The organism is Nocardia grenadensis NBRC 108939 (assembly GCF_001613445.1).
GTDB lineage: Bacteria > Actinomycetota > Actinomycetes > Mycobacteriales > Mycobacteriaceae > Nocardia > Nocardia grenadensis.
In genome coordinates, this window is record NZ_BDCJ01000013.1 from 239,569 (window position 1) to 256,974 (window position 17,406).

The 17,406-nt window shown below is 70.1% G+C and carries 18 protein-coding genes and 1 riboswitch; of the genes, 10 read left to right on the plus strand and 8 right to left on the minus strand.

The features are described 5' to 3' along the window. Window positions 1-14 precede the first annotated feature (14 nt). Together NGR01S_RS17135 and NGR01S_RS17140 are read right to left on the minus strand one after the other, a co-directional pair. A complete protein-coding gene (locus tag NGR01S_RS17135; RefSeq protein ID WP_063038019.1) occupies window positions 15-974 on the minus strand; it encodes a nucleoside-diphosphate kinase in 960 nt (319 codons plus the stop codon). A 10-nt stretch (window positions 975-984) separates the two neighbouring features. Further along, the gene (locus NGR01S_RS17140; protein WP_063037918.1) at window positions 985-2,517 is read right to left on the minus strand and encodes a PEP-utilizing enzyme; all 1,533 of its coding nucleotides are present in this window, start codon (window positions 2,515-2,517) and stop codon (window positions 985-987) included. 348 nt (window positions 2,518-2,865) lie between these two features. Between NGR01S_RS17140 and NGR01S_RS17145 the strand changes: the two genes are divergently transcribed. From NGR01S_RS17145 to NGR01S_RS17155, 3 genes are all read left to right on the plus strand, one after another. After that, the gene (locus NGR01S_RS17145; RefSeq protein WP_063037920.1) at window positions 2,866-3,561 is read left to right on the plus strand and encodes an ESX secretion-associated protein EspG; all 696 of its coding nucleotides are present in this window, start codon (window positions 2,866-2,868) and stop codon (window positions 3,559-3,561) included. 80 nt (window positions 3,562-3,641) lie between these two features. Continuing rightward, window positions 3,642-4,016, plus strand: coding sequence for a hypothetical protein (locus NGR01S_RS17150; RefSeq protein ID WP_063037921.1), 375 nt, complete (start codon window positions 3,642-3,644; stop codon window positions 4,014-4,016). A gap of 64 nt (window positions 4,017-4,080) precedes the next feature. Further along, a complete protein-coding gene (locus tag NGR01S_RS17155) occupies window positions 4,081-5,160 on the plus strand; it encodes a hypothetical protein (protein WP_063037923.1) in 1,080 nt (359 codons plus the stop codon). 17 nt (window positions 5,161-5,177) lie between these two features. Here the strand turns inward: NGR01S_RS17155 and NGR01S_RS17160 are convergent, their stop codons facing one another. Continuing rightward, window positions 5,178-6,539: a hypothetical protein gene (locus tag NGR01S_RS17160; protein WP_063037925.1), complete on the minus strand. Its 1,362-nt coding sequence runs from the start codon at window positions 6,537-6,539 to the stop codon at window positions 5,178-5,180. A gap of 257 nt (window positions 6,540-6,796) precedes the next feature. Between NGR01S_RS17160 and NGR01S_RS17165 the strand changes: the two genes are divergently transcribed. Beyond that, window positions 6,797-7,597 carry an aminoglycoside adenylyltransferase family protein gene (locus tag NGR01S_RS17165; protein ID WP_169811926.1) on the plus strand — a complete coding sequence of 267 codons (801 nt, stop codon included), beginning with the start codon at window positions 6,797-6,799 and terminating at the stop codon, window positions 7,595-7,597. Between the two features lie 89 nt (window positions 7,598-7,686). Here the strand turns inward: NGR01S_RS17165 and NGR01S_RS17170 are convergent, their stop codons facing one another. Beyond that, window positions 7,687-8,424: an SDR family NAD(P)-dependent oxidoreductase gene (locus tag NGR01S_RS17170; protein ID WP_063037929.1), complete on the minus strand. Its 738-nt coding sequence runs from the start codon at window positions 8,422-8,424 to the stop codon at window positions 7,687-7,689. A gap of 128 nt (window positions 8,425-8,552) precedes the next feature. Then, window positions 8,553-8,703: riboswitch (cobalamin riboswitch) on the plus strand. 69 nt (window positions 8,704-8,772) lie between these two features. Between NGR01S_RS17170 and NGR01S_RS17175 the strand changes: the two genes are divergently transcribed. The 6 genes from NGR01S_RS17175 to NGR01S_RS17200 all read left to right on the plus strand — a co-directional run bounded on the left by NGR01S_RS17175 (window position 8,773) and on the right by NGR01S_RS17200 (window position 13,676). Then, on the plus strand, window positions 8,773-9,756 hold the full coding sequence (locus tag NGR01S_RS17175) for an ABC transporter substrate-binding protein (RefSeq protein WP_063038021.1): 984 nt from the start codon (window positions 8,773-8,775) through the stop codon (window positions 9,754-9,756). Beyond that, entirely contained in the window at window positions 9,753-10,805 is a 1,053-nt protein-coding gene (locus tag NGR01S_RS17180) for a FecCD family ABC transporter permease (protein WP_373861429.1), read from the plus strand. Before NGR01S_RS17175 ends, NGR01S_RS17180 begins: the two co-directional genes overlap by 4 nt. A gap of 46 nt (window positions 10,806-10,851) precedes the next feature. After that, window positions 10,852-11,655 carry an ABC transporter ATP-binding protein gene (locus NGR01S_RS17185; RefSeq protein WP_063037931.1) on the plus strand — a complete coding sequence of 268 codons (804 nt, stop codon included), beginning with the start codon at window positions 10,852-10,854 and terminating at the stop codon, window positions 11,653-11,655. Window positions 11,656-11,756: 101 nt separating this feature from the next. Beyond that, the gene (locus NGR01S_RS17190) at window positions 11,757-11,927 is read left to right on the plus strand and encodes a hypothetical protein (protein ID WP_157107295.1); all 171 of its coding nucleotides are present in this window, start codon (window positions 11,757-11,759) and stop codon (window positions 11,925-11,927) included. Window positions 11,928-12,122: 195 nt separating this feature from the next. After that, window positions 12,123-13,007, plus strand: a complete 885-nt coding sequence (locus NGR01S_RS17195; RefSeq protein ID WP_063037936.1) for a hypothetical protein — start codon at window positions 12,123-12,125, stop codon at window positions 13,005-13,007. Window positions 13,008-13,016: 9 nt separating this feature from the next. Continuing rightward, window positions 13,017-13,676: an endonuclease V gene (locus tag NGR01S_RS17200; RefSeq protein ID WP_063037938.1), complete on the plus strand. Its 660-nt coding sequence runs from the start codon at window positions 13,017-13,019 to the stop codon at window positions 13,674-13,676. 41 nt (window positions 13,677-13,717) lie between these two features. On the opposite strand, the gene proB is transcribed toward NGR01S_RS17200, so the two are convergent. The 4 genes from proB to rplU all read right to left on the minus strand — a co-directional run bounded on the left by proB (window position 13,718) and on the right by rplU (window position 17,176). Continuing rightward, on the minus strand, window positions 13,718-14,839 hold the full coding sequence (proB, locus tag NGR01S_RS17205) for a glutamate 5-kinase (protein WP_063037940.1): 1,122 nt from the start codon (window positions 14,837-14,839) through the stop codon (window positions 13,718-13,720). 39 nt (window positions 14,840-14,878) lie between these two features. Then, complete coding sequence (obgE, locus tag NGR01S_RS17210; protein ID WP_063037942.1) at window positions 14,879-16,336, minus strand: GTPase ObgE; 1,458 nt, start codon at window positions 16,334-16,336, stop codon at window positions 14,879-14,881. Window positions 16,337-16,552: 216 nt separating this feature from the next. Next, window positions 16,553-16,819, minus strand: coding sequence for a 50S ribosomal protein L27 (rpmA, locus tag NGR01S_RS17215; RefSeq protein ID WP_063037944.1), 267 nt, complete (start codon window positions 16,817-16,819; stop codon window positions 16,553-16,555). A gap of 45 nt (window positions 16,820-16,864) precedes the next feature. After that, window positions 16,865-17,176, minus strand: coding sequence for a 50S ribosomal protein L21 (gene rplU, locus NGR01S_RS17220; protein ID WP_030523233.1), 312 nt, complete (start codon window positions 17,174-17,176; stop codon window positions 16,865-16,867). Window positions 17,177-17,406 lie beyond the last annotated feature (230 nt).

A 17,406-nucleotide genomic window follows, 5' to 3' on the forward strand; every position in this document is an offset into this window, starting at 1 on the left:
CGCGCGCCGGGGGATCAGCGCGCGCCGGTCCGCCAGTCGGCCGCGGTCACCGGGCGCAGGGTCCGTGGCCCGGTACCGGCCCGCATCGGCAGCACCTCGGCACCCAGGACGATCGCCGACCACGGGTCGATATCCAGTCCGGACCCCAGAGCCCGGGTCAGCAGCGCGGCGCAGGCGTCGGGGGATCCGGCGTCGAAATCCGCCGGCGCGGCAGCGCCCACCCGATCGAGATCACGCAGGATGCGATCGAGCGCGACGGTCGTGTCGAAGGAACGGCACGGTGTTCGGGCGTAGAGGGCGTCGGCGAGGGTCCGGGCGGTCTCGGCGCTGTCGGCGCCGGTGTAGGCCCGGGAGATCACCTCGGCCCGGCGGGTCTCGGGGAAGAAGACGGCCAGTTCCCGCACCACATCGGCGGGGTCTTCCGGAGTGTGCACGGGATCGAGCATCGTGCCGCGCTGTCCGAGCAGATAGTGCAGCTGTCCCGGGCGCCGCAGCGTCGGATCGTCGGGACCGGCGCCTTCGGCCAGCCGCACCGGGGCCGGGAACTCCCCGTCGGGTCCGGTGACGACCAACAGCAGCGCTTCGGATATCCCGGCCAGCAGATCGGTGAGCCGGCGCCGCTCCGGCGAAGCGGTATTCCAGCTGTAGCGCCACAGGGCGCGCACCAGATGCCGGTTCAACGGCACGGCGGCCGCGTCGACCACCCGGAAGCCGTTACCGGACAGCCATTTCAACGTGGGCTCCACCGCCCGGGAGACGATGGCGCCGGGCGTCAGCAGCAGCAGCGAATGGCGGGACGCGAACGCGGCGGGGTCTATCCGCAGCCCCCGCAGCTGATCTACGCATTCGAGCACATAGGTATCGCTGCGGTAGGCGCCGGCCTTGTCCTCGGCCGGGGTGAGCGCCGCCAGCAGCGCCGCCAGCGGGTCCGGTGGTGGCGGCGCGGCAGGTCGCGCGGTCTGCGGATCGGTCATCTGTTCCACCTCATCTCCGGCCCACCCCGGACAACACCGTCACCGTGCCCGCGGATCCGTCCACCCGCAGGCGCATACCGGTCCGCAGTTTCGCGGTACATCCCGGCACCCGTACCACCGTGGGCACACCGAGTGCCCGGGCGACGGTCGCTACCACGGTGAGCGGGCCACCGTGTTCGATCACCAGGGCCGACGCCGATGGCAGGGCCGCCACCCAGTGCGGATCGGCATCCTCGGTGACCAGCACCCCGGGGGCGGGGGCGCCCGATCGGTCCGCCACCACCGCGGTCCCTTCGGCCACACCCGCGGCGGACGCCGTCCCGGTGAGCACATCACCTTCGCGAGCGGCCGCGATCCGGGCGCGTGGCACCCAACCCTGTTCCGCCAGTTCACTATCCGAGAAATCCGGTCCTTCGGTACTGAAACGTACCGGAGCCGAGAGCTCGCCGCTGACGTGGGCCGCCTTTCGTGCCGCGATCCGGGCCCGCAGATCCGGTATCGGCACCCGGTCGTAGCAGTCGCGCAGTTCGCCGGCGGTGAGATACCGGATATCGGCGGAATCGTCGAGAAGCGCGCGTCCGGCGAGGTCGCGGGCCATCACCCGGATCATGGCCGCGATGAGACCCGCCGCCCGGGCCCGGCTCGACCGGATGGTCTCCCGGTGCGCGGTACAACGCGCCGCCCGCACCCGCACCAGGTCGTAGAGCCATCGGCGCGGACCGCCCAGGGTCCGGTCGAGATAGGCCACCGGGTCCGCTCCGGTCACGACCGGCTCCCCGGCGACCGGCTCCCCGGCGACCGGGGTCTCGGGTGCGCCGGGTGATCCGGTGTCCACGGGCGGCCGCAGTGCCATGTACCGGAACGACGCGGGTGCCTCCGGCAGATAGGCATCCGTCAGCGCGGCCACGGCGCCGGTGAGGATCAGCGCGAGGGCGTCCAGCACCGTCACCGGGCCCCACAGCAGAATCAGCTCCCGGTCCAGGCGCCGGTACTCCGCGTAGGCGTGCTCGCCGTGCACGTAGTCCATCGCCTCGTAACGGTCACAGACGCGGTCGAACTCGGTGCGGAACTCCCGCATCATCGATTCCATCCGCAATGCCCAGTGGACGAAGGCCCCGGTTGTCCGGATCCGCGATCGGATCCGGCGCCCCCGCGACTCGAAGGTGAAGGGTCGCAGGGTTTCCGCGATCTCCGCGAGCAACGGGTCGGCCGCGCCCAGCGCCGCCTCCAGCCCGCGGCGATTCAACCGGTGGCCGGGCCCGATCGCCGCCAGCCGATACCAGTGCGGCAGATCGAGATAGACCCGCCCGTGGAAACTACCCAGCAGATAGGGCGTCCACGCGTCCAACTGCGCCAGCTGGTCGGCCGGGACACCGAGCGAACGCGCGTATTCGCGGCACACCCGCCCGTGGATTCCGGCGGCGAGGGTGAAGGTCAGCGGCGCGGTGGCCCCGGGGAAGGTCTCGGCGGTGGTGGCATCGTCCCAGATCCGCGGTTCACCGGGCGCCACCGGCTCGCCCGCGCCCCGGATCACCCCCGCCATCGCCCGCTCCCACGGCGGAAAGCGCCCGCGGCGCCGGCCGCCGCACATCCCGGTAGTCGTACCCCCGGCAGGCAGGGCCGGCGGGCCGCACCACGCCGCGCCACGATCTCAGTCTCGGTGTCGTCCGTCCCGAGCACCCGCAAGAACCGACCTCCAACCCCGTCTGCCACAACAGGACATCGTCGTCCGTGCCGACGAGTAAACCCGAGAACGACCTCGTCCACCGGGTATTCGGGTTTTGTGTCCGGCCGCGGGGTCACGGTCCCGGCCGAGCCGGGGTCGGGGCAGCCCGGAACAACCGATAGTCTGAGAGGGCCCGCGCAGGTTTCGGTGAGGATGTGATTCCGCGTGAGTTGGAGCCTGACCCCCGACGAGTTCGCGCATGTATGGCGGCGCGCCGACCTGGACCGGATCCCCTATCCGCTGCGGGTACTCGAATCGCCGCGCACCGAACGCGACGCCCGGCTCCTGCGCGCCGAACTCGCCCAGCGGTTCCCACCCGACCCTGATCTCGACGCCTGCCTGCGCATTCTCGCCATACCGCAGACTCGGGTGATCGCCATCGGCGGTACGCCCGGGGGCCGGGAACTGCGTGTACTGGGCTGCGTCGTCTACGATCGCGCGGTCCTGGCGGTCCAGGCACCCGGACGCACCCGCGAATTCGGTGGACCGGTCCAGCTCTCGATCGGGCACAGGACGAAACTCGGCGCCCGGCTGGCGGCCCTACTGCCCAAAGCACCCGCCGGTCGCTACCCGGCACGCACCGCCTCGGCCGCGGCGGTCCGCGATACCGAAACCGTCATCCAGGAAGAACGCGCCGCACCGCTGATCCGGAAACTGCTGTGCGCCCCACATACCGCCGACGGCCACATCCGGATCGAACCCCATCTGGACCGGCCGAATCCGCCGCCGCCACTGCACTACACCTGGCTCGACGTCGAGAACGACGGCCGCTATCTGCTCAAGGCCGAGGAGAACGTGCACATGGTGCCCGCCTCCCCCGAACAACTGGCCGCGCATCTCCAGAAGCGGATACCCGGCTGAGCCGATATCGCACCGGACCGGCTGCCCCGGGCGACCGCTTCCGGCTACGCTGGGCCTGACCGACGGAGGGGACGCCAGTCATGAAGATCGAAGAAAGCCGCGCCGAGATCGTCCGGTTCCGCCAGGCAGCCCATGCGGGAACGGTCAAATTCGATCCGGAGGCGGCACGCCGCTGCGCGGAACTCTACGACCGTCAAGCCGATCGGCTCATCTACTTGCGACAGCGCCTGGAAGACGCCTCGGATCCGCATGGTTTCGGCGGCCTGATCTCGGCCCAGCAGCTCCAGGCCGGGTTCGGGCACAAGGCTCGCGCCGCCGCCGCCCTGCTCGATCACTACATCGAAGCAGCCTATCGGATGAAGGAAGCGTTCCTGGTCAGCGGCGGGCTCTACGACGAGGCCGACGCCGCGAACGCCGCCGCGGTACGCGCCCTCGAAGCGAGGCTCGACCGATGATGCGATACCTCCGCCGCGGCTCCGGCCTCCGCGGACCGCGTGTACTCGCTTCGAAGGAGGCGTCATGACAGGGACCGATCCCGATTACATCAGCGCCATGGAGCATTTCGAGGCCATGCGCCACGAGGACATCTATCGGGCCACCCAGCAGATCGATGCCGCTGAGATCCTGCGGATGTCCGGCACCTGGGTGCACGCCGCCACCACTTTGCAGACCTCGCTGCCGCTGACCCGCGCCGGCGCGGACCGGGTGATGAACGCGATGGAATGGGACGGGGAGGCCGCCGACGCCGCCTTCGCCAGCACCCGCGGTTTCGCCGATTCGGTGGAGGAACTGGCCGGTGTGCTCGGTCAGGTGGGGTTGCGCCTGGGTGCGGTGGCCGCGGCCGCGGAAGCGGTGAAGATCGCGGTGGTTCCGCCCGGTGATTCCGGCCCGGTCGGCGCGCTGGCCCGGCTGCTGGAGGCGGCCAAGGTGATCGACGCGCAGATGGTGCAGGAGGTGCTGCGCCAAGAAGCGATCCTCACCATGAATATGGTCTACAAACCCGCCTATCTGGCGGCGGGTACCGCGGTGCCCGCGCTGCCCGAACCGCCGGCCGCCCCGGGTCCGCTGCCCCCGCTCGGTCCGCCGCCGGCACCCCGCGACCGGATCGATTCGGCGGTCGGCGCGGACTCGGCCCCGGCCGTGGGGGATTCCACCGCACCCGGCGGCGAGGCCACCGAGTCCGGGGGCGCCGCCGATCAACCGGCGCCACAGAGCGACTCGGCCCCGGCGGCTCCCGCGCCGGGAAGTCCCGCGCCGGAGGCGGATTCCGCGCCGGACGGCCCCGCGGCACCGGACGGTGACCCCGCGCCGTCCCCCGGAAACGACGGCGGGCCCCCGCGGCCACCGGCCCGCGAGGTTCCGGAGCCGACCGACGGCTCGGCGCCCCCCGCGGAGCCTCCTCCCGGAGATACCACACCGGCACCGCCCGCTGCCGAACAACCGCCCGCTCCCGCGAATCCGGCCGAGCCGGAGCCGCCCGCGCCACCGGGCCCGACCGCGGCGCCGCTCTCGGATCCGGCCGGTCAGCCCGGTATCACGGGGCCGGTGCCCGGACAGCGCGCCCCGGATCAGCCCGGGGTCATTCCACCCCGATCTTGAGGCGGGGCCGCTGTGCCCTACCGGGCGGGATAATCCTGCACCCAGTGGAACCGCGGGCCGTTCAGCGGGAAGGCACCGGGATCCACCGCTCGTAGCTCGACGGTCACCGGCCGTCCGTCCAGTTCTCCGGCCAAGCGCAGGACGCCGGGTTCCGGACGGGTATAGGCGAAGTCGGCGGTCGGCATGCCCGCCGGATCGGCGCCGACCGGGGCGGCGACCGTGAGGGTGTGCGCGGTCGCGTCGACCTGGGCGGGCACCGTCACCAATGCCCCGTCCATCCGCTGCCACGACACCGCACCCTCGGTCTCGATCACCAGCCGCTGCCAGCGGTCCGGGTCGGTGAGCAGCGGGGGTACCGGCCGGCCGTCCATCCGGAACTCGGTGACCTCCCACAGCCCGTACAGCTCGGGCTTCGGCGCACCGCCGCCGTAATCCCGCCAGCTCGACCAGCCGAGTACCGCCACTCCGACGACCAGCCAGATGCCGACCGCCGCCTCGGCGAACCCCACGATCCGCGTGCCCCGCCGACTGGTGCACAACGGCGGTTGCACGGCGGGGTCGGCACGGCGGGCGAGCAGGAAGAAGTCCGCGAAACGGCGGGCCTGTGGGAGGAGCAGGAGCAGCGAGAAGACCAGCAGATGGAACGACACGATCTTGACCGGCACATCGAAGGTCATGTTCAGCACGAACACCTGCGCCATGCTCACCACACTCAGCATCGCGCCGAGGGTGGCCGTGCGCGGTACCAGCAACAGCAGACCACCGAGCAGTTCCGCCACCCCGAGCAGGATTTCGTACACCGGCGCGCTACCCACCTGCAACCACAGCACCGCCATCGGAGTGAGCTGGCCGTAGGGCTGGACGAGCGCCGAGAACGGGGGCGGCGGCATCTGGGTCGGCACCGCTTTGGCGATGCCGTAGAACAGCATCTGCCCGGCGACGCACCACCGCAGGAGCATCAGGAACCACGCGCCCGCCCGCGGATACGCGAGGCGCCGCCGGTCGAGCACCGACCACAGCGTCGCCGCCAGGGCCGCCACCACCAGCGCGGTGAACACCATCACCCAGATGATCGCCTGGTCGCCACTGCCGGAGTCCCGGTGCAACTGCACGTCGATGCCGAATACCGTCCGTCCCACCCAGTTCAGCACCGACTCCGCCGCCAGCAGTGGCCACATCGGTGCGGTATCGGGCAGGAACTGGTGGGTGAACCCGGTGAAGACGAACAGGATCTGCCCGATCATCACGCAGAAGATCACGCTGTAGACGACGCCGAACCGGAACGCCACCCGCGCGGGCCACGACCAGCGCACCGGCCGCGGGTTCTCGGGTTCGGACAGCTCTCGCCCGGCACCGGTGACCGTCCGAACCGCACCCATACCACGACCTCGCTGTTCCGATTTGTTCGACGACCCACCCCGACCCGGAGCCCCACTCGAACCTAGACCACCTGCCGGGCCCGGCGCCTCCGTGACAACCCCTATTCTCCGATCCTCCCTTCGCACGAGTTCGCTTACTGCGACGAGGCCTTTCAGGGGAACCCGCAACCGAACCGCGGGCGCTGTCTTCGGCGTGATACCTCCCGGCCCCGCTCGTGCCCGGCCGCTGTCGGCACCTCGCCGCCTATCGTGGATCCGTGCCCACACCACCTACCGGTCTCGGCGCGGACACCGGGCCGATCACGCGAATCGTCACCGATCTGTTCGGCGCCGATCTACTCGGCCTGTACCTGTACGGGTCGGCGGTGACCAGCGGTCTGCAGTACGACAGCGACCTCGATTTCCTGGCGGTCACCGCCGTCGCCCTCGACGGCGACCTGCGTACGCGTCTGTCCGAGGGACTGCTCCGGCAGTCGGGACGGTGGCCACGCACAGGCGGGGCCAGACCGGTGGAACTGACCGTGGTGGCCCGCGACGCCGTCGTACCGTGGCGCTTCCCGCCGCGCGGCGAGTTCGTGTACGGCGAATGGTTGCGGACGGAGTTCGAGCACGGCGCGGTCCCGCCGCCGGCGCCCGACCCGGATCTGGCGATACTGCTCGGTATGGTTCGCGATTCGTCCGTGGCGTTGGCCGGACCGCCCGCCGGTCGGTTACTGGATCCGGTACCGCCGGAGGATCTGGTTCGCGCGATCACGGCGAGCCTGCCCACATTGATCGCGGGCGTGGACGGTGACGAGCGCAATACTGTCCTGACGCTGGCCCGGATGTGGGTCACCGCGGAGACCGGGGCGGTGGTCTCCAAAGCCGAAGCTGCCCAGCGCATCGCCGCCCGGGCGCCGGCCCCGCACGCCGCGCTGCTGCACCGCGCGCGGGACGGCTATCTCGGTGTGGCGGTGGACGACTGGACCCGGTATCGCGACGAGACCGCGGCCTTCGTGCGGTATGCCGCCGCGGGGATCACGGCCGCCGCCGCGGTCACCGGCCGCGCACAGCGCTGAACGGTCCGCGCCACACCGGGGCCCCGGATCGGGGCGGCACGTACGCGGGCCCGGAACCGGAGCGGCGGATCGGCGGCGACCGGCACCTCCTACCAGGCGATGGCCCCCTGCGCACCGACGAAGGAGCCGTCGGTGCACACCTGCGGCGATTCCGCCGCCGCGAGGACGACCTGGGCGGCCTGTTCCGGCGTCGTCGGCGCGTCGGCCGCCGCGGGTGCCAGTTCGGTCGCGACGAAACCGGGGCATACCGAGATCACCCGGACGGCGGTATCGGCGAGCGATTTCGCCAGGCCTACCGTGATGCTGTTCAGTGCCGCCTTCGACGCCTGGTAGCCCGGGACCACCATCGAGTAGTACGCCGACTCCGGGTTCCGCTGCTCGGTGAGCGAGCCCATCTCGCTGGAGATGTTGACGATCCGCCCGGCCGGTGCGCGGCGTACCAGCGGCAGCAGCGCTTCGATCACATTGGCGGGGCCGAAGGTGTTGGTCATCAAAGTCTCGGTGAACGCGCCGGGGTGGGCGAAGTTCACCGTGCCGGTGGCGGTGGCCTCGGGCAGGATGCCGGCATTGTTCACCAGCACATCGATGTGGTCGTACCGTTCGCCGAGGGAATCACGCAGGCACCGCGCGCTGTCCGCTGAGCACACGTCGAGGATTTCGCCCTCGGCCGCCGACCCCGCCGACCGCAGTTCGTCCACCACGGCGTTCACCGCCGGCGCGCGGCGCCCGGTGACGATCACCCGGTAACCCGCGCGGGCGAATGCCGTCGCGGTGGCGCGTCCGAGCCCGCGGGTCGCTCCGGTGACCACCACGATCTTCTCCGACATGTCGTTCCTTTCGTGATTTCCGTTCGTGCCCTATGAGCATCGGTGAGGGCATGGCGTGCGCGCTGGCAGAAAATCGCCGTCGCATTCGCCTGCGGCCGATTCGAACCGGTCGAACGTCCAGTTCCCTGTCGGATAGCATGGGCGATGGCCGCTCTGCGGTCACGACGTGATGAGGGAACCCGGTGGAAATCCGGGACTGGCGCGCAACGGTGACACCCGCGGGTGAAGTCCGATCACTCATCCGCCGAGCTCGGTTCCCGGCCTCGCGCACAGGCCCAGACGCAAGGAGTCCACGCCGTGACGCGGTCCTTTTCCCTGGCGGTCACCGCCGTGGTATCCACCCTCCTGCTGGCCGCATGTGCCGGTACACCCGATTCGGGCGGTCCGGCCGCCGGGTCCATCGCCGGCTATCCGCTGACAATCGATAACTGCGGCGTCGAGGTCACCGTGGCGGCACCGCCGCAGCGGGCGGTCGCGCTCAATCAGGGGTCGGCGGAAATCCTGCTGTCGCTCGGTCTGGCCGATCGGATGGTCGGCACCGCCACCTGGACCGATCCGGTACGAGAGAACCTGGCCGCCGACAACACGCGCGTGCCGCGGCTGGCCGACAATCGCCCCTCCTTCGAAGTGGTCCTGGACAAGGAACCGGATTTCGTGGCCGCCTCCTTCGGCGGCACCCTCGGTCCCGGTGGCGTGGCCGACCGGCAGCAGTTCACCGAGCTGGGCGTACCCACCTACCTCTCACCGACCGATTGCGCCGGCAAAACCGATATCAGCGTCAATGCCGACGGCGCCCGTACCGCACCGCTGACCATGGATTCGGTGTACGGGGAGATCCGCGACCTGGCCGCGATCTTCGATGTCCCGGACCGGGGTGAGCGGCTGGTCACCGACCTCCGCGACCGCTACGCTGCCGCGTCCGGTCGGATCGCGGCGGATCGGGTCTCGCTGGCCTACTGGTTCGCCGATACCGCCACGCCGTACGTGGCCGGCTGTTGCGGTTCGTCCGGGATCATCACCGACGCGGTCGGCGCGAACAACGTATTCGACGACACCACCGACGAATGGCCGCAGGTCAGCTGGGAAACCGTCCTCGACCGCGACCCGACCGCCCTGGTCCTGGCCGACCTGAGCCGGCGCAGCCTCGCCGGGGACGCACTGGACAGCAAGATCGCGTTCTTGGAATCGAATCCGGTGACGGCGAAGCTGACCGCGGTCCGCGAGCGGCGCTACATCGTGGTCAATGGCGCCGATCTGAACCCCTCGATCCGGACGGTCGACGGGATCGAGAAGGTCGCCGACGCCCTGGCGCGGTGGGGTTACGGTTCGTGAGGTCGGCGGCACCGAGCACCACGGTCCGGCTCGCCCGCGCTCCCGCGACGGTGGCGCTGGTGGTGTCCGGGGTGGTCGTGCTGGTCGTCTCGATGGCCTTCACCATCACGATCGGTCCGGCCGAGCTGTCGGTCGGCGAGGTCTACGCCGTGCTGTTCGAGAAACTCGGTGCCGGTACCGCGGCCGTCTCGCCTATCCGCGAAGGCATCGTCTGGCAGTTGCGGCTGCCCCGGACCCTGCTGGCCGCGATCTGCGGGGCAGGTCTGGCGGTATGCGGAGTCGTCATGCAGTCGCTGTTGCGTAATCCGCTCGCCGATCCGTTCGTGCTCGGGATCTCCTCCGGCGCCTCGACGGGTGCGGTACTGGTGGCGGTCCTCGGTGTGGGCGGCGGCCTGATCTCGTTGTCCACCGGCGCTTTCCTCGGCGCACTCGTCTCGTTCGGGCTGGTGCTGGTGCTGGCCGCGGGAGCCGGGGGTGGCACCGCGAAGGTGGTGCTGGCCGGGGTCGCCGGAACCCAGCTGTTCTCCGCGCTCACCTCGTTCATCGTTCTGTCCTCGGCCGATGCCGAACGGACCCGCGGCATCCTGTTCTGGCTGCTGGGTTCGCTGGCGGGCGCCGGCTGGACCGATGTGGGCACGACCGCGGCCGTCTGCGCCGCCGGGCTGGCATTATGCGGGTGGTATGCCTCCGCGCTGGACGCGTTCACCTTCGGCTCGTCGACCGCCGCGACCCTGGGCGTCGCGGTCGGCCGGACCCGGCCGATCCTGCTCGTGATCACCGCACTGATCACGGCGGTCCTGGTCAGCGCGGCCGGGGCGATCGGTTTCATCGGCCTGGTGCTACCGCACGCCGCGCGGTTCCTCGTCGGGCCCCGGCACAGCCGGTTGATCCCGGTGACCGCGGTCCTGGGCGCGATCTTGCTGGTCTGGGTCGACGCGCTCGCCCGGACCGTGTTCGCGCCGCAGGAGGTACCGGTCGGCGTCGTCACGGCCCTCATCGGCGTGCCCGCCTTCGCCCTGTTGCTGTTCCGCACCCGGAGCGCGCCGTGACCGGCCGGACAGTCGAATACCGGACCTCGACCCCGCGGAGCGCACGGTGACACTGCACGCACAGGACCTGTCCTGGACCCGCGGCGGCAACCTCGTTGTCGACGCGGTGACCGTCCACCCGGAACCCGGGCAGACAGTGGGGCTGCTGGGACCCAACGGTTCCGGTAAATCGTCGCTGCTACGCCTGCTGGCCGGTGTTTCCCGGCCCGATCGCGGCAGCATCACCCTGGACGGAACCCCCCTGCACCGCCTCGGCCGCCGCCCGCTGGCCCGCCGGATCGCGATGGTCGGGCAGCACGCGCACACCGAGGTCGATATCACCGTGCGAGATGTGGTGCGGCTCGGGCGTATTCCGCACCGCGACGTGTTCGGCCAGGACGGCGATGAGGAAGCGGCGATCGACCGGGCCCTGCGCGATACCGGGCTCGCCGGCCACGCACACCGCTACTGGAACACCCTCTCGGGTGGTGAACGGCAACGCACCCAGATCGCCCGGGCGCTGGCCCAGGAGCCCGGTGAACTACTGCTCGACGAGCCGACGAATCACCTCGATATCGCCCATCAGCTCGATATCCTCGATCTCGTCACGCGGTTGCCGCTCACCACCGTGGTGGCCCTGCACGATCTCAATCTCGCCGCGATGTTCTGCGACTATCTGCTGATCCTGGACCGGGGCCGGGTCGCCGCGCACGGCAGCCCCACCGAAACCCTCACCGAACGACTCGTGCGCGACGTCTACGGTGTGGACGCCACGATCGCGATCGACGGCGGTGTGCCGGTCGTCCGCTATCGGCGCCCTGCCGTCACCACTCGGCCCGGCCGACGGACCCGATACGGAGCCGACGGTTAGTTCCCGCGGCGCTGATGTTCCTCGGCGTAGGGGCCTCCCACGGAGCGATATCGATCTACCTGGAACCCCAGCTGTTCCGGATACCGCGCGACGTTCTCCCGATGCCCGCGGCGGTCGAATCGGCGCGCTCGGTCCCGTACTTCGATGCCGATAGCGTGGGCACCCACCTCGCCACCCTCACCGTCTGGGGTGTGGTCTCGCTGATCGTCGTGACGCTGATCGACCGGTTCCGGCCGCCGCGGACGCTCACCCCGGTCTCCGTCGCAGCCTGAACCACGCGAACATCTCCCGGCCGGTACTCGCGGCGCGATACGCCACGAGCACCGGCCGGGACGGAGACGCGAGGGCGGGTCCGGGGCCGAGCCGAGCGGTGACGCACAGACGACACGGTGCGCGAGGCGGAGTTGCCCTTCGATTGCCGATATCATCGCAGGCGCCCGATCGAATCTGAAGTACAGGTAGTACCGATGACAAGCCAGCCGCACACCGTATCCCCCGCGAAGCCGAACGCCGTTGCGGGACCGGACGCGGTGGCCGATCCGCGACCTGTTCCGGACCGGGACTATTTCCCGCCCCCACGGGAGCTGTGGGGCAACCTGAACGGCTGGACCTATCCGGCGGTGTTCCTGGTAGCCGTACTCGCCACTTTCCTGCTGGCCCAGGCCGCGCTCGCGCTGGACTCCGGGCAACCGTTGCAGCCGGCGTTCCATATTGCGGCCGCCGCCTGGGTCGCCTCCTACCTGCCGATGCTCTCGGCGACCTCACGGGGCCGTTCGCGAATCCGGATCGAAGGCGCGCGATTCGCCAATGAGCAGGACACGCTGGTGATCCGCCGGTCCCTCGGTTACGAGGTCGCCCTGGTGGTCTGTTTCCTCGGCCTGGCGACCCTGTGCGCGATCTTCGGTATCGGCACCTGGACCGGCACGCTCACCCTGAACCCGCACCCGCCGATTCCACCGTGGGTGGCTCTCACCGCTGCCGGGCTGGTGCTGCTCTATCTCTGTGTGTACGCGCGACGTCCGGAGATCCGACGGCTGGTGCTCACGCCGATGCATATCGTGTTGCCCACCAAGACCTCGGTCGCGAACATGGTGAGCTGGACTTCGATCGAACAGATCGAGGTGGTGTCGCGCAACAATTCCAAGGGCACCATCCGCATATCCCGCCCCGGCCGCAAACCCGGTCGCCGGGTCACGAAATGTATCCACGCGGAGAAACTCTCGATCGGGTCGGCGGCCACATACTGGCTGATCCGCTTCTACCACGAGAACCCCGACCTGCGCGCCGAGCTCGCCGACGAACGGGCCGCCGAACGGTTGCGTACCTACGCGGTGGTCCCCGAGGCCGGATAGGCTGCCGGCATGGTACGGGTCCGGCAGATGCACGAATGGGCGGTCAGCGCGGACGAGGCCGTCGCCGTGCAGCAGCGCTTGCGCGACCGGGTGCGGGTGCTCGACGAGCACGGCCCGGTCCGGCGGGCCGCCGGACTGGATGTCGCCTACCGCGATCCCGATATCGCGATAGGCGTGGTCACCGTGCTGGATGTGGATTCGCTGACCGTGGTGGACCGGTCCGTCGTCCGGGAACGTATCGAGTTCCCCTATATCTCGGGTCTTTTCGCGTTCCGGGAGATCCCCCCGCTCACCCGCGCGCTCGAAGCCCTGCGCATCGAGCCCGATGTGCTCGTCTGCGACGGTCACGGGCTGGCCCATCCCCGCCGCTTCGGTCTCGCCGCGCATCTGGGTGTACTCACCGACCTGCCGAGTGTCGGTGTCGCGAAGAAGGCCTCCGGCGAATACCACGAGCCCGGCCCGGACCGCGGTGATTCCGGCCCGGTCACCGTGGACGGGGAGGTCGTCGGCCGCGCCCTGCGCACCCAACCCGGAGTCAAACCACTGTTCGTCTCGGTCGGGCATCGCTTCACCCTCGACTCCGCCTGCGCGCTGGTGCTGCGGCTTGCCCCGCGCTACCGGCTCCCGGAAACCACCCGCACCGCCGACCATCTGGGCCGTATCGCCTGACCCGGCGGCCGGACCCGCACCGGCGAAGCCGTTCCGGCGGGTCAGACGCGCACCAGGTCGTCGGCGTGGATCACCGGACGCTGCATACCGTCCGGCAGCTCCCGGGTCGATCGGCCCAGCACCGTCGCGAGTTCGGCGGCGTCGTATTCCACGACTCCCCGCGCCACGACCGTGCGATCCGGGCCCACGAGATCCACCACATCACCGCCGTGGAAACGACCGCGGACGCCGATGATTCCGGCGGCGAGCAGCGAACGCCGGGCATTGGCCACGGCCTCGACCGCCCCGGAATCGATGAGGATCGCGCCCCGGCTGTCGGCGGCGTGCCGGACCCAGAACCGGCGCGCTGACAACCGCACCGGGCGGGCGGCGAAAGCGGTACCGACCGTGCCGGTCCCGAGCGCTTCGGCGGCTTCGGCGGCCGCGGCCAGCAGGACCGGGACGCCGGCGTCCGCGGCCAGCCGAGCGGCCGATAGTTTCGAAGCCATCCCGCCGGTGCCGAGCACGCCGCCGCTCCCGGCGATCACACCGTCGAGATCGGCGCTGGTGCGCACCTCACCGATGAAATTCGCATCGCCCTTGCGCGGATCACCGTCGTAGAGCCCGGCCACATCGGAGAGCAGGAACAACGCGTCGGCACCCACCAGATGAGCCACCAGCGCCGCCAGCCGGTCGTTGTCGCCGAACCGGATCTCCTCGGTGGCGACGGTATCGTTCTCGTTCACCACCGCCACCGCGCCCAGCGAACGCAGCCGGTCCAGGGTGCGCTGCGCATTGCGGTGATGTTCCCGGCGGGCGAAATCGTCGGCACTGAGCAGGATCTGACCGACGGTGCGGTCGTACCGGGCGAACGAGGTGCCCCAGGCATGGACCAGCGCGAGCTGACCGACGCTGGCCGCGGCCTGTTTGGTCGCGAGGTCCTGGGGCCGCCTGGCCAAGCCGAGCGGGGCCAGCCCCGCCCCGATCGCGCCGGACGATACGACCACCACATCGGAACCGGCCCGCATTCGGGCCTCGATGGCATCGGCGAGCCGGTCCAGCCGGGCGATATCGAGTCCACCGGTCAGGCTGGTGAGCGCGGACGAGCCGATCTTCACCACCACCCGACGGGCCCCGGCGATCGCGCGCCGGGCGTCGCTGAGTTCTGCGGAGACCTGGGTCACGGCCGTGCCCCTGCTCCGTGGTTGCCCTGGTTCACCCGCCTACTCCTCGCTTTCCTCTTCGACCAGACCGCGCCGCACCCGCGACGCGTGTTTACGTTCGGCCGCACTGACCCGGTCGGTCTGTTCGAGCCGGATATCGGTACCGCGGCCGGTCGGGACCATATCGGTACCCGCAGCGATCAGCGGCTCCCACTCGAAGGTCACCTCGCCGATGGTCACCGGCGCGCCCGGCTCCGCGCCCAGCCGCACCAGTTCGTCCTCCACACCGAGCCGCGCCAGGCGGTCGGCGAGATATCCGACGGCCTCGTCGTTGTCGAACTGGGTCTGGCGCACCCAGCGTTCGGGCCGGACCCCGCGCACGATGAACCCGCCCGGCTCCTCCGGGTCGGCGCGCACCGTGAACCCGGAATCGTCCACCGGGACCGGGCGGATCACCGGCCGCTTCGGTGCGGCCGGGGGATGTGCGTCGCGGTAGGCCTGCACCAATTCGGCGAGTGCGAAGGTCAGCTGCCGCAGTCCGGAATGGGCGACCGCCGAGATCCGGAACACCGGCCAGCCCCGCTCGCGCAGTTCGGGTGTGACCAGATCGGCGAGGTCGTCCGCCTCGGGCACATCGGCCTTGTTCAGGATCACCACCCGCGGCCGGTCGGCGAGGTCGCCGAGGCCCACATCACCGCGCAGGGCGGGTTTGTAGGCGGCGAGTTCGGCTTCGAGGGCGTCGATATCGGAGAGGGGGTCGCGGCCGGGTTCCAGCGTCGCCAGGTCGACCACATGGGCCAGCACCGCGCAACGTTCCAGATGCCGGAGGAAGTCCAGGCCGAGGCCGCGACCCTCACTGGCGCCGGGAATCAGTCCCGGGACGTCGGCGATCGTGAATGTCGTATCACCCGCGTTCACGACGCCGAGGTTCGGCACCAATGTGGTGAAGGGATAGTCGGCGATCTTCGGTTTGGCGGCGGACAGCACCGAGACCAGCGACGACTTCCCCGCGGACGGAAACCCGACCAGCCCCACATCGGCGACGGATTTGAGTTCGAGGACCACATCGTGGGCCTCGCCCTCTTCACCGAGCAACGCGAAACCGGGTGCCTTCCGGGCCCGGGACACCAGGGCGGCATTTCCCAGACCGCCCCGGCCACCTTTGGCGACGACGAACCGGTTACCGGCCCCGACCAGGTCCATCAGGACCTCCCCGTCGGCGTCCAGCACAACAGTTCCGTCGGGGACCTTCAGCAGCAGTTCCCCGCCCTTCTTCCCGTCTCGGTTGCCGCCCTCGCCCGGTTTGCCGTTACCGGCCTTGGCGTGCGGATGGAAGTGGAAGTCCAGCAGGGTGTGCACATTGGCGTCCACCTCGAGGATCACATCTCCGCCGTTGCCCCCGTTACCGCCGTCGGGTCCGCCCAGCGGTTTGAACTTCTCCCGGTGTACCGACGCGCAGCCGTGCCCGCCTTTGCCGGCACGGACATGAAGAACGACACGGTCGATGAACTTGGCCATGGCCGGATCATCCTCCTCAGGGGTTCGGGGGTGGGATGGACGCTGCGTTCGGGGGTGGGATGGACGCTGCGTTCGAGAGTGCGTCCCGGGATCGGGAAGGCACAGCGCCGGAAACGATGCCGGGTCCGGCCCGCGCGGCGCCGGGGGTGGAAACGCGAAAAGCGGGCCGAGGGTTTATCACCCTGACCCGCTCGCTGTGGTGGAGTCGTCAGCCGGTCAGGCTTCGACCGGCTCCGGGACCACGATGTTGACGGTCTTGCGACCCCGCTTGCTACCGAACTCGACGGCGCCCGCCTCGAGCGCGAACAGGGTGTCGTCCCCGCCACGGCCGACATTGACGCCGGGGTGGAAGTGGGTGCCACGCTGCCGCACCAGGATTTCGCCGGCCTTCACCGTCTGCCCGCCGAAACGCTTCACGCCGAGCCGCTTGGCATTGGAATCGCGGCCGTTCCGGGAGCTGGATGCGCCCTTCTTATGTGCCATTGCTGATACTCCTTCAGCGCGGGCCTGCGCGGCCCTGCGGGGTGGTTACTTGATGCCGGTGACCTTCAGGACCGTCAGCGGCTGACGGTGTCCCTGGCGCTTGTGGTAGCCGGTCTTGTTCTTGAACTTGTGGATGCGAATCTTCGGGCCCTTGGTCTGCTCGACCACCTCGGCCGAGACCGAAACCTTCGCGAGCGCGTCGGCGGCGGTGGTGAGCTCGGCGCCATCGACGACGAGCACCGGCGACAGTGCCACAGAGGTGCCCGGCGCACCCTCGATCTTCTCGACCTTCACCAGGTCACCGACCGCGACCTTGTACTGCTTTCCGCCGGTCTTGACGATCGCGTACGTTGCCATCGGTCGGCTGCCCTTCTTCCTATAGTGCTCGGCACTCGTTCACACGGTAGTACCTCGGTTTCGCACCGGGGTCCACCGCACGACTGGTCTGGTAATCCGCCGCCTCGGCCACTGGTGGCTCTCGGTATCGGGAACCGGCCACGGAACAGCACATGCTGTCGCCGGGCAGCGACTGCCAAGATTACAGGATGCCGGTACATGCGACCAAACCGGTCCCCGCGTCGCGCCCC

Coding starts and splice junctions, on each gene's coding strand:
- NGR01S_RS17160 (WP_063037925.1), bottom strand. CDS start 6,539: ATGGGTGCGGTTCGGACGGTCACCGGTGCCGGGCGAGAGCTGTCCGAA.
- NGR01S_RS17170 (WP_063037929.1), bottom strand. CDS start 8,424: ATGTCGGAGAAGATCGTGGTGGTCACCGGAGCGACCCGCGGGCTCGGA.
- NGR01S_RS17150 (WP_063037921.1), top strand. CDS start 3,642: ATGAAGATCGAAGAAAGCCGCGCCGAGATCGTCCGGTTCCGCCAGGCA.
- rplU (WP_030523233.1), bottom strand. CDS start 17,176: ATGGCAACGTACGCGATCGTCAAGACCGGCGGAAAGCAGTACAAGGTC.
- NGR01S_RS17140 (WP_063037918.1), bottom strand. CDS start 2,517: ATGGCGGGGGTGATCCGGGGCGCGGGCGAGCCGGTGGCGCCCGGTGAA.
- NGR01S_RS17155 (WP_063037923.1), top strand. CDS start 4,081: ATGACAGGGACCGATCCCGATTACATCAGCGCCATGGAGCATTTCGAG.
- NGR01S_RS17200 (WP_063037938.1), top strand. CDS start 13,017: ATGGTACGGGTCCGGCAGATGCACGAATGGGCGGTCAGCGCGGACGAG.
- NGR01S_RS17135 (WP_063038019.1), bottom strand. CDS start 974: ATGACCGATCCGCAGACCGCGCGACCTGCCGCGCCGCCACCACCGGAC.
- NGR01S_RS17190 (WP_157107295.1), top strand. CDS start 11,757: ATGCCCGCGGCGGTCGAATCGGCGCGCTCGGTCCCGTACTTCGATGCC.
- NGR01S_RS17195 (WP_063037936.1), top strand. CDS start 12,123: ATGACAAGCCAGCCGCACACCGTATCCCCCGCGAAGCCGAACGCCGTT.
- obgE (WP_063037942.1), bottom strand. CDS start 16,336: ATGGCCAAGTTCATCGACCGTGTCGTTCTTCATGTCCGTGCCGGCAAA.
- rpmA (WP_063037944.1), bottom strand. CDS start 16,819: ATGGCACATAAGAAGGGCGCATCCAGCTCCCGGAACGGCCGCGATTCC.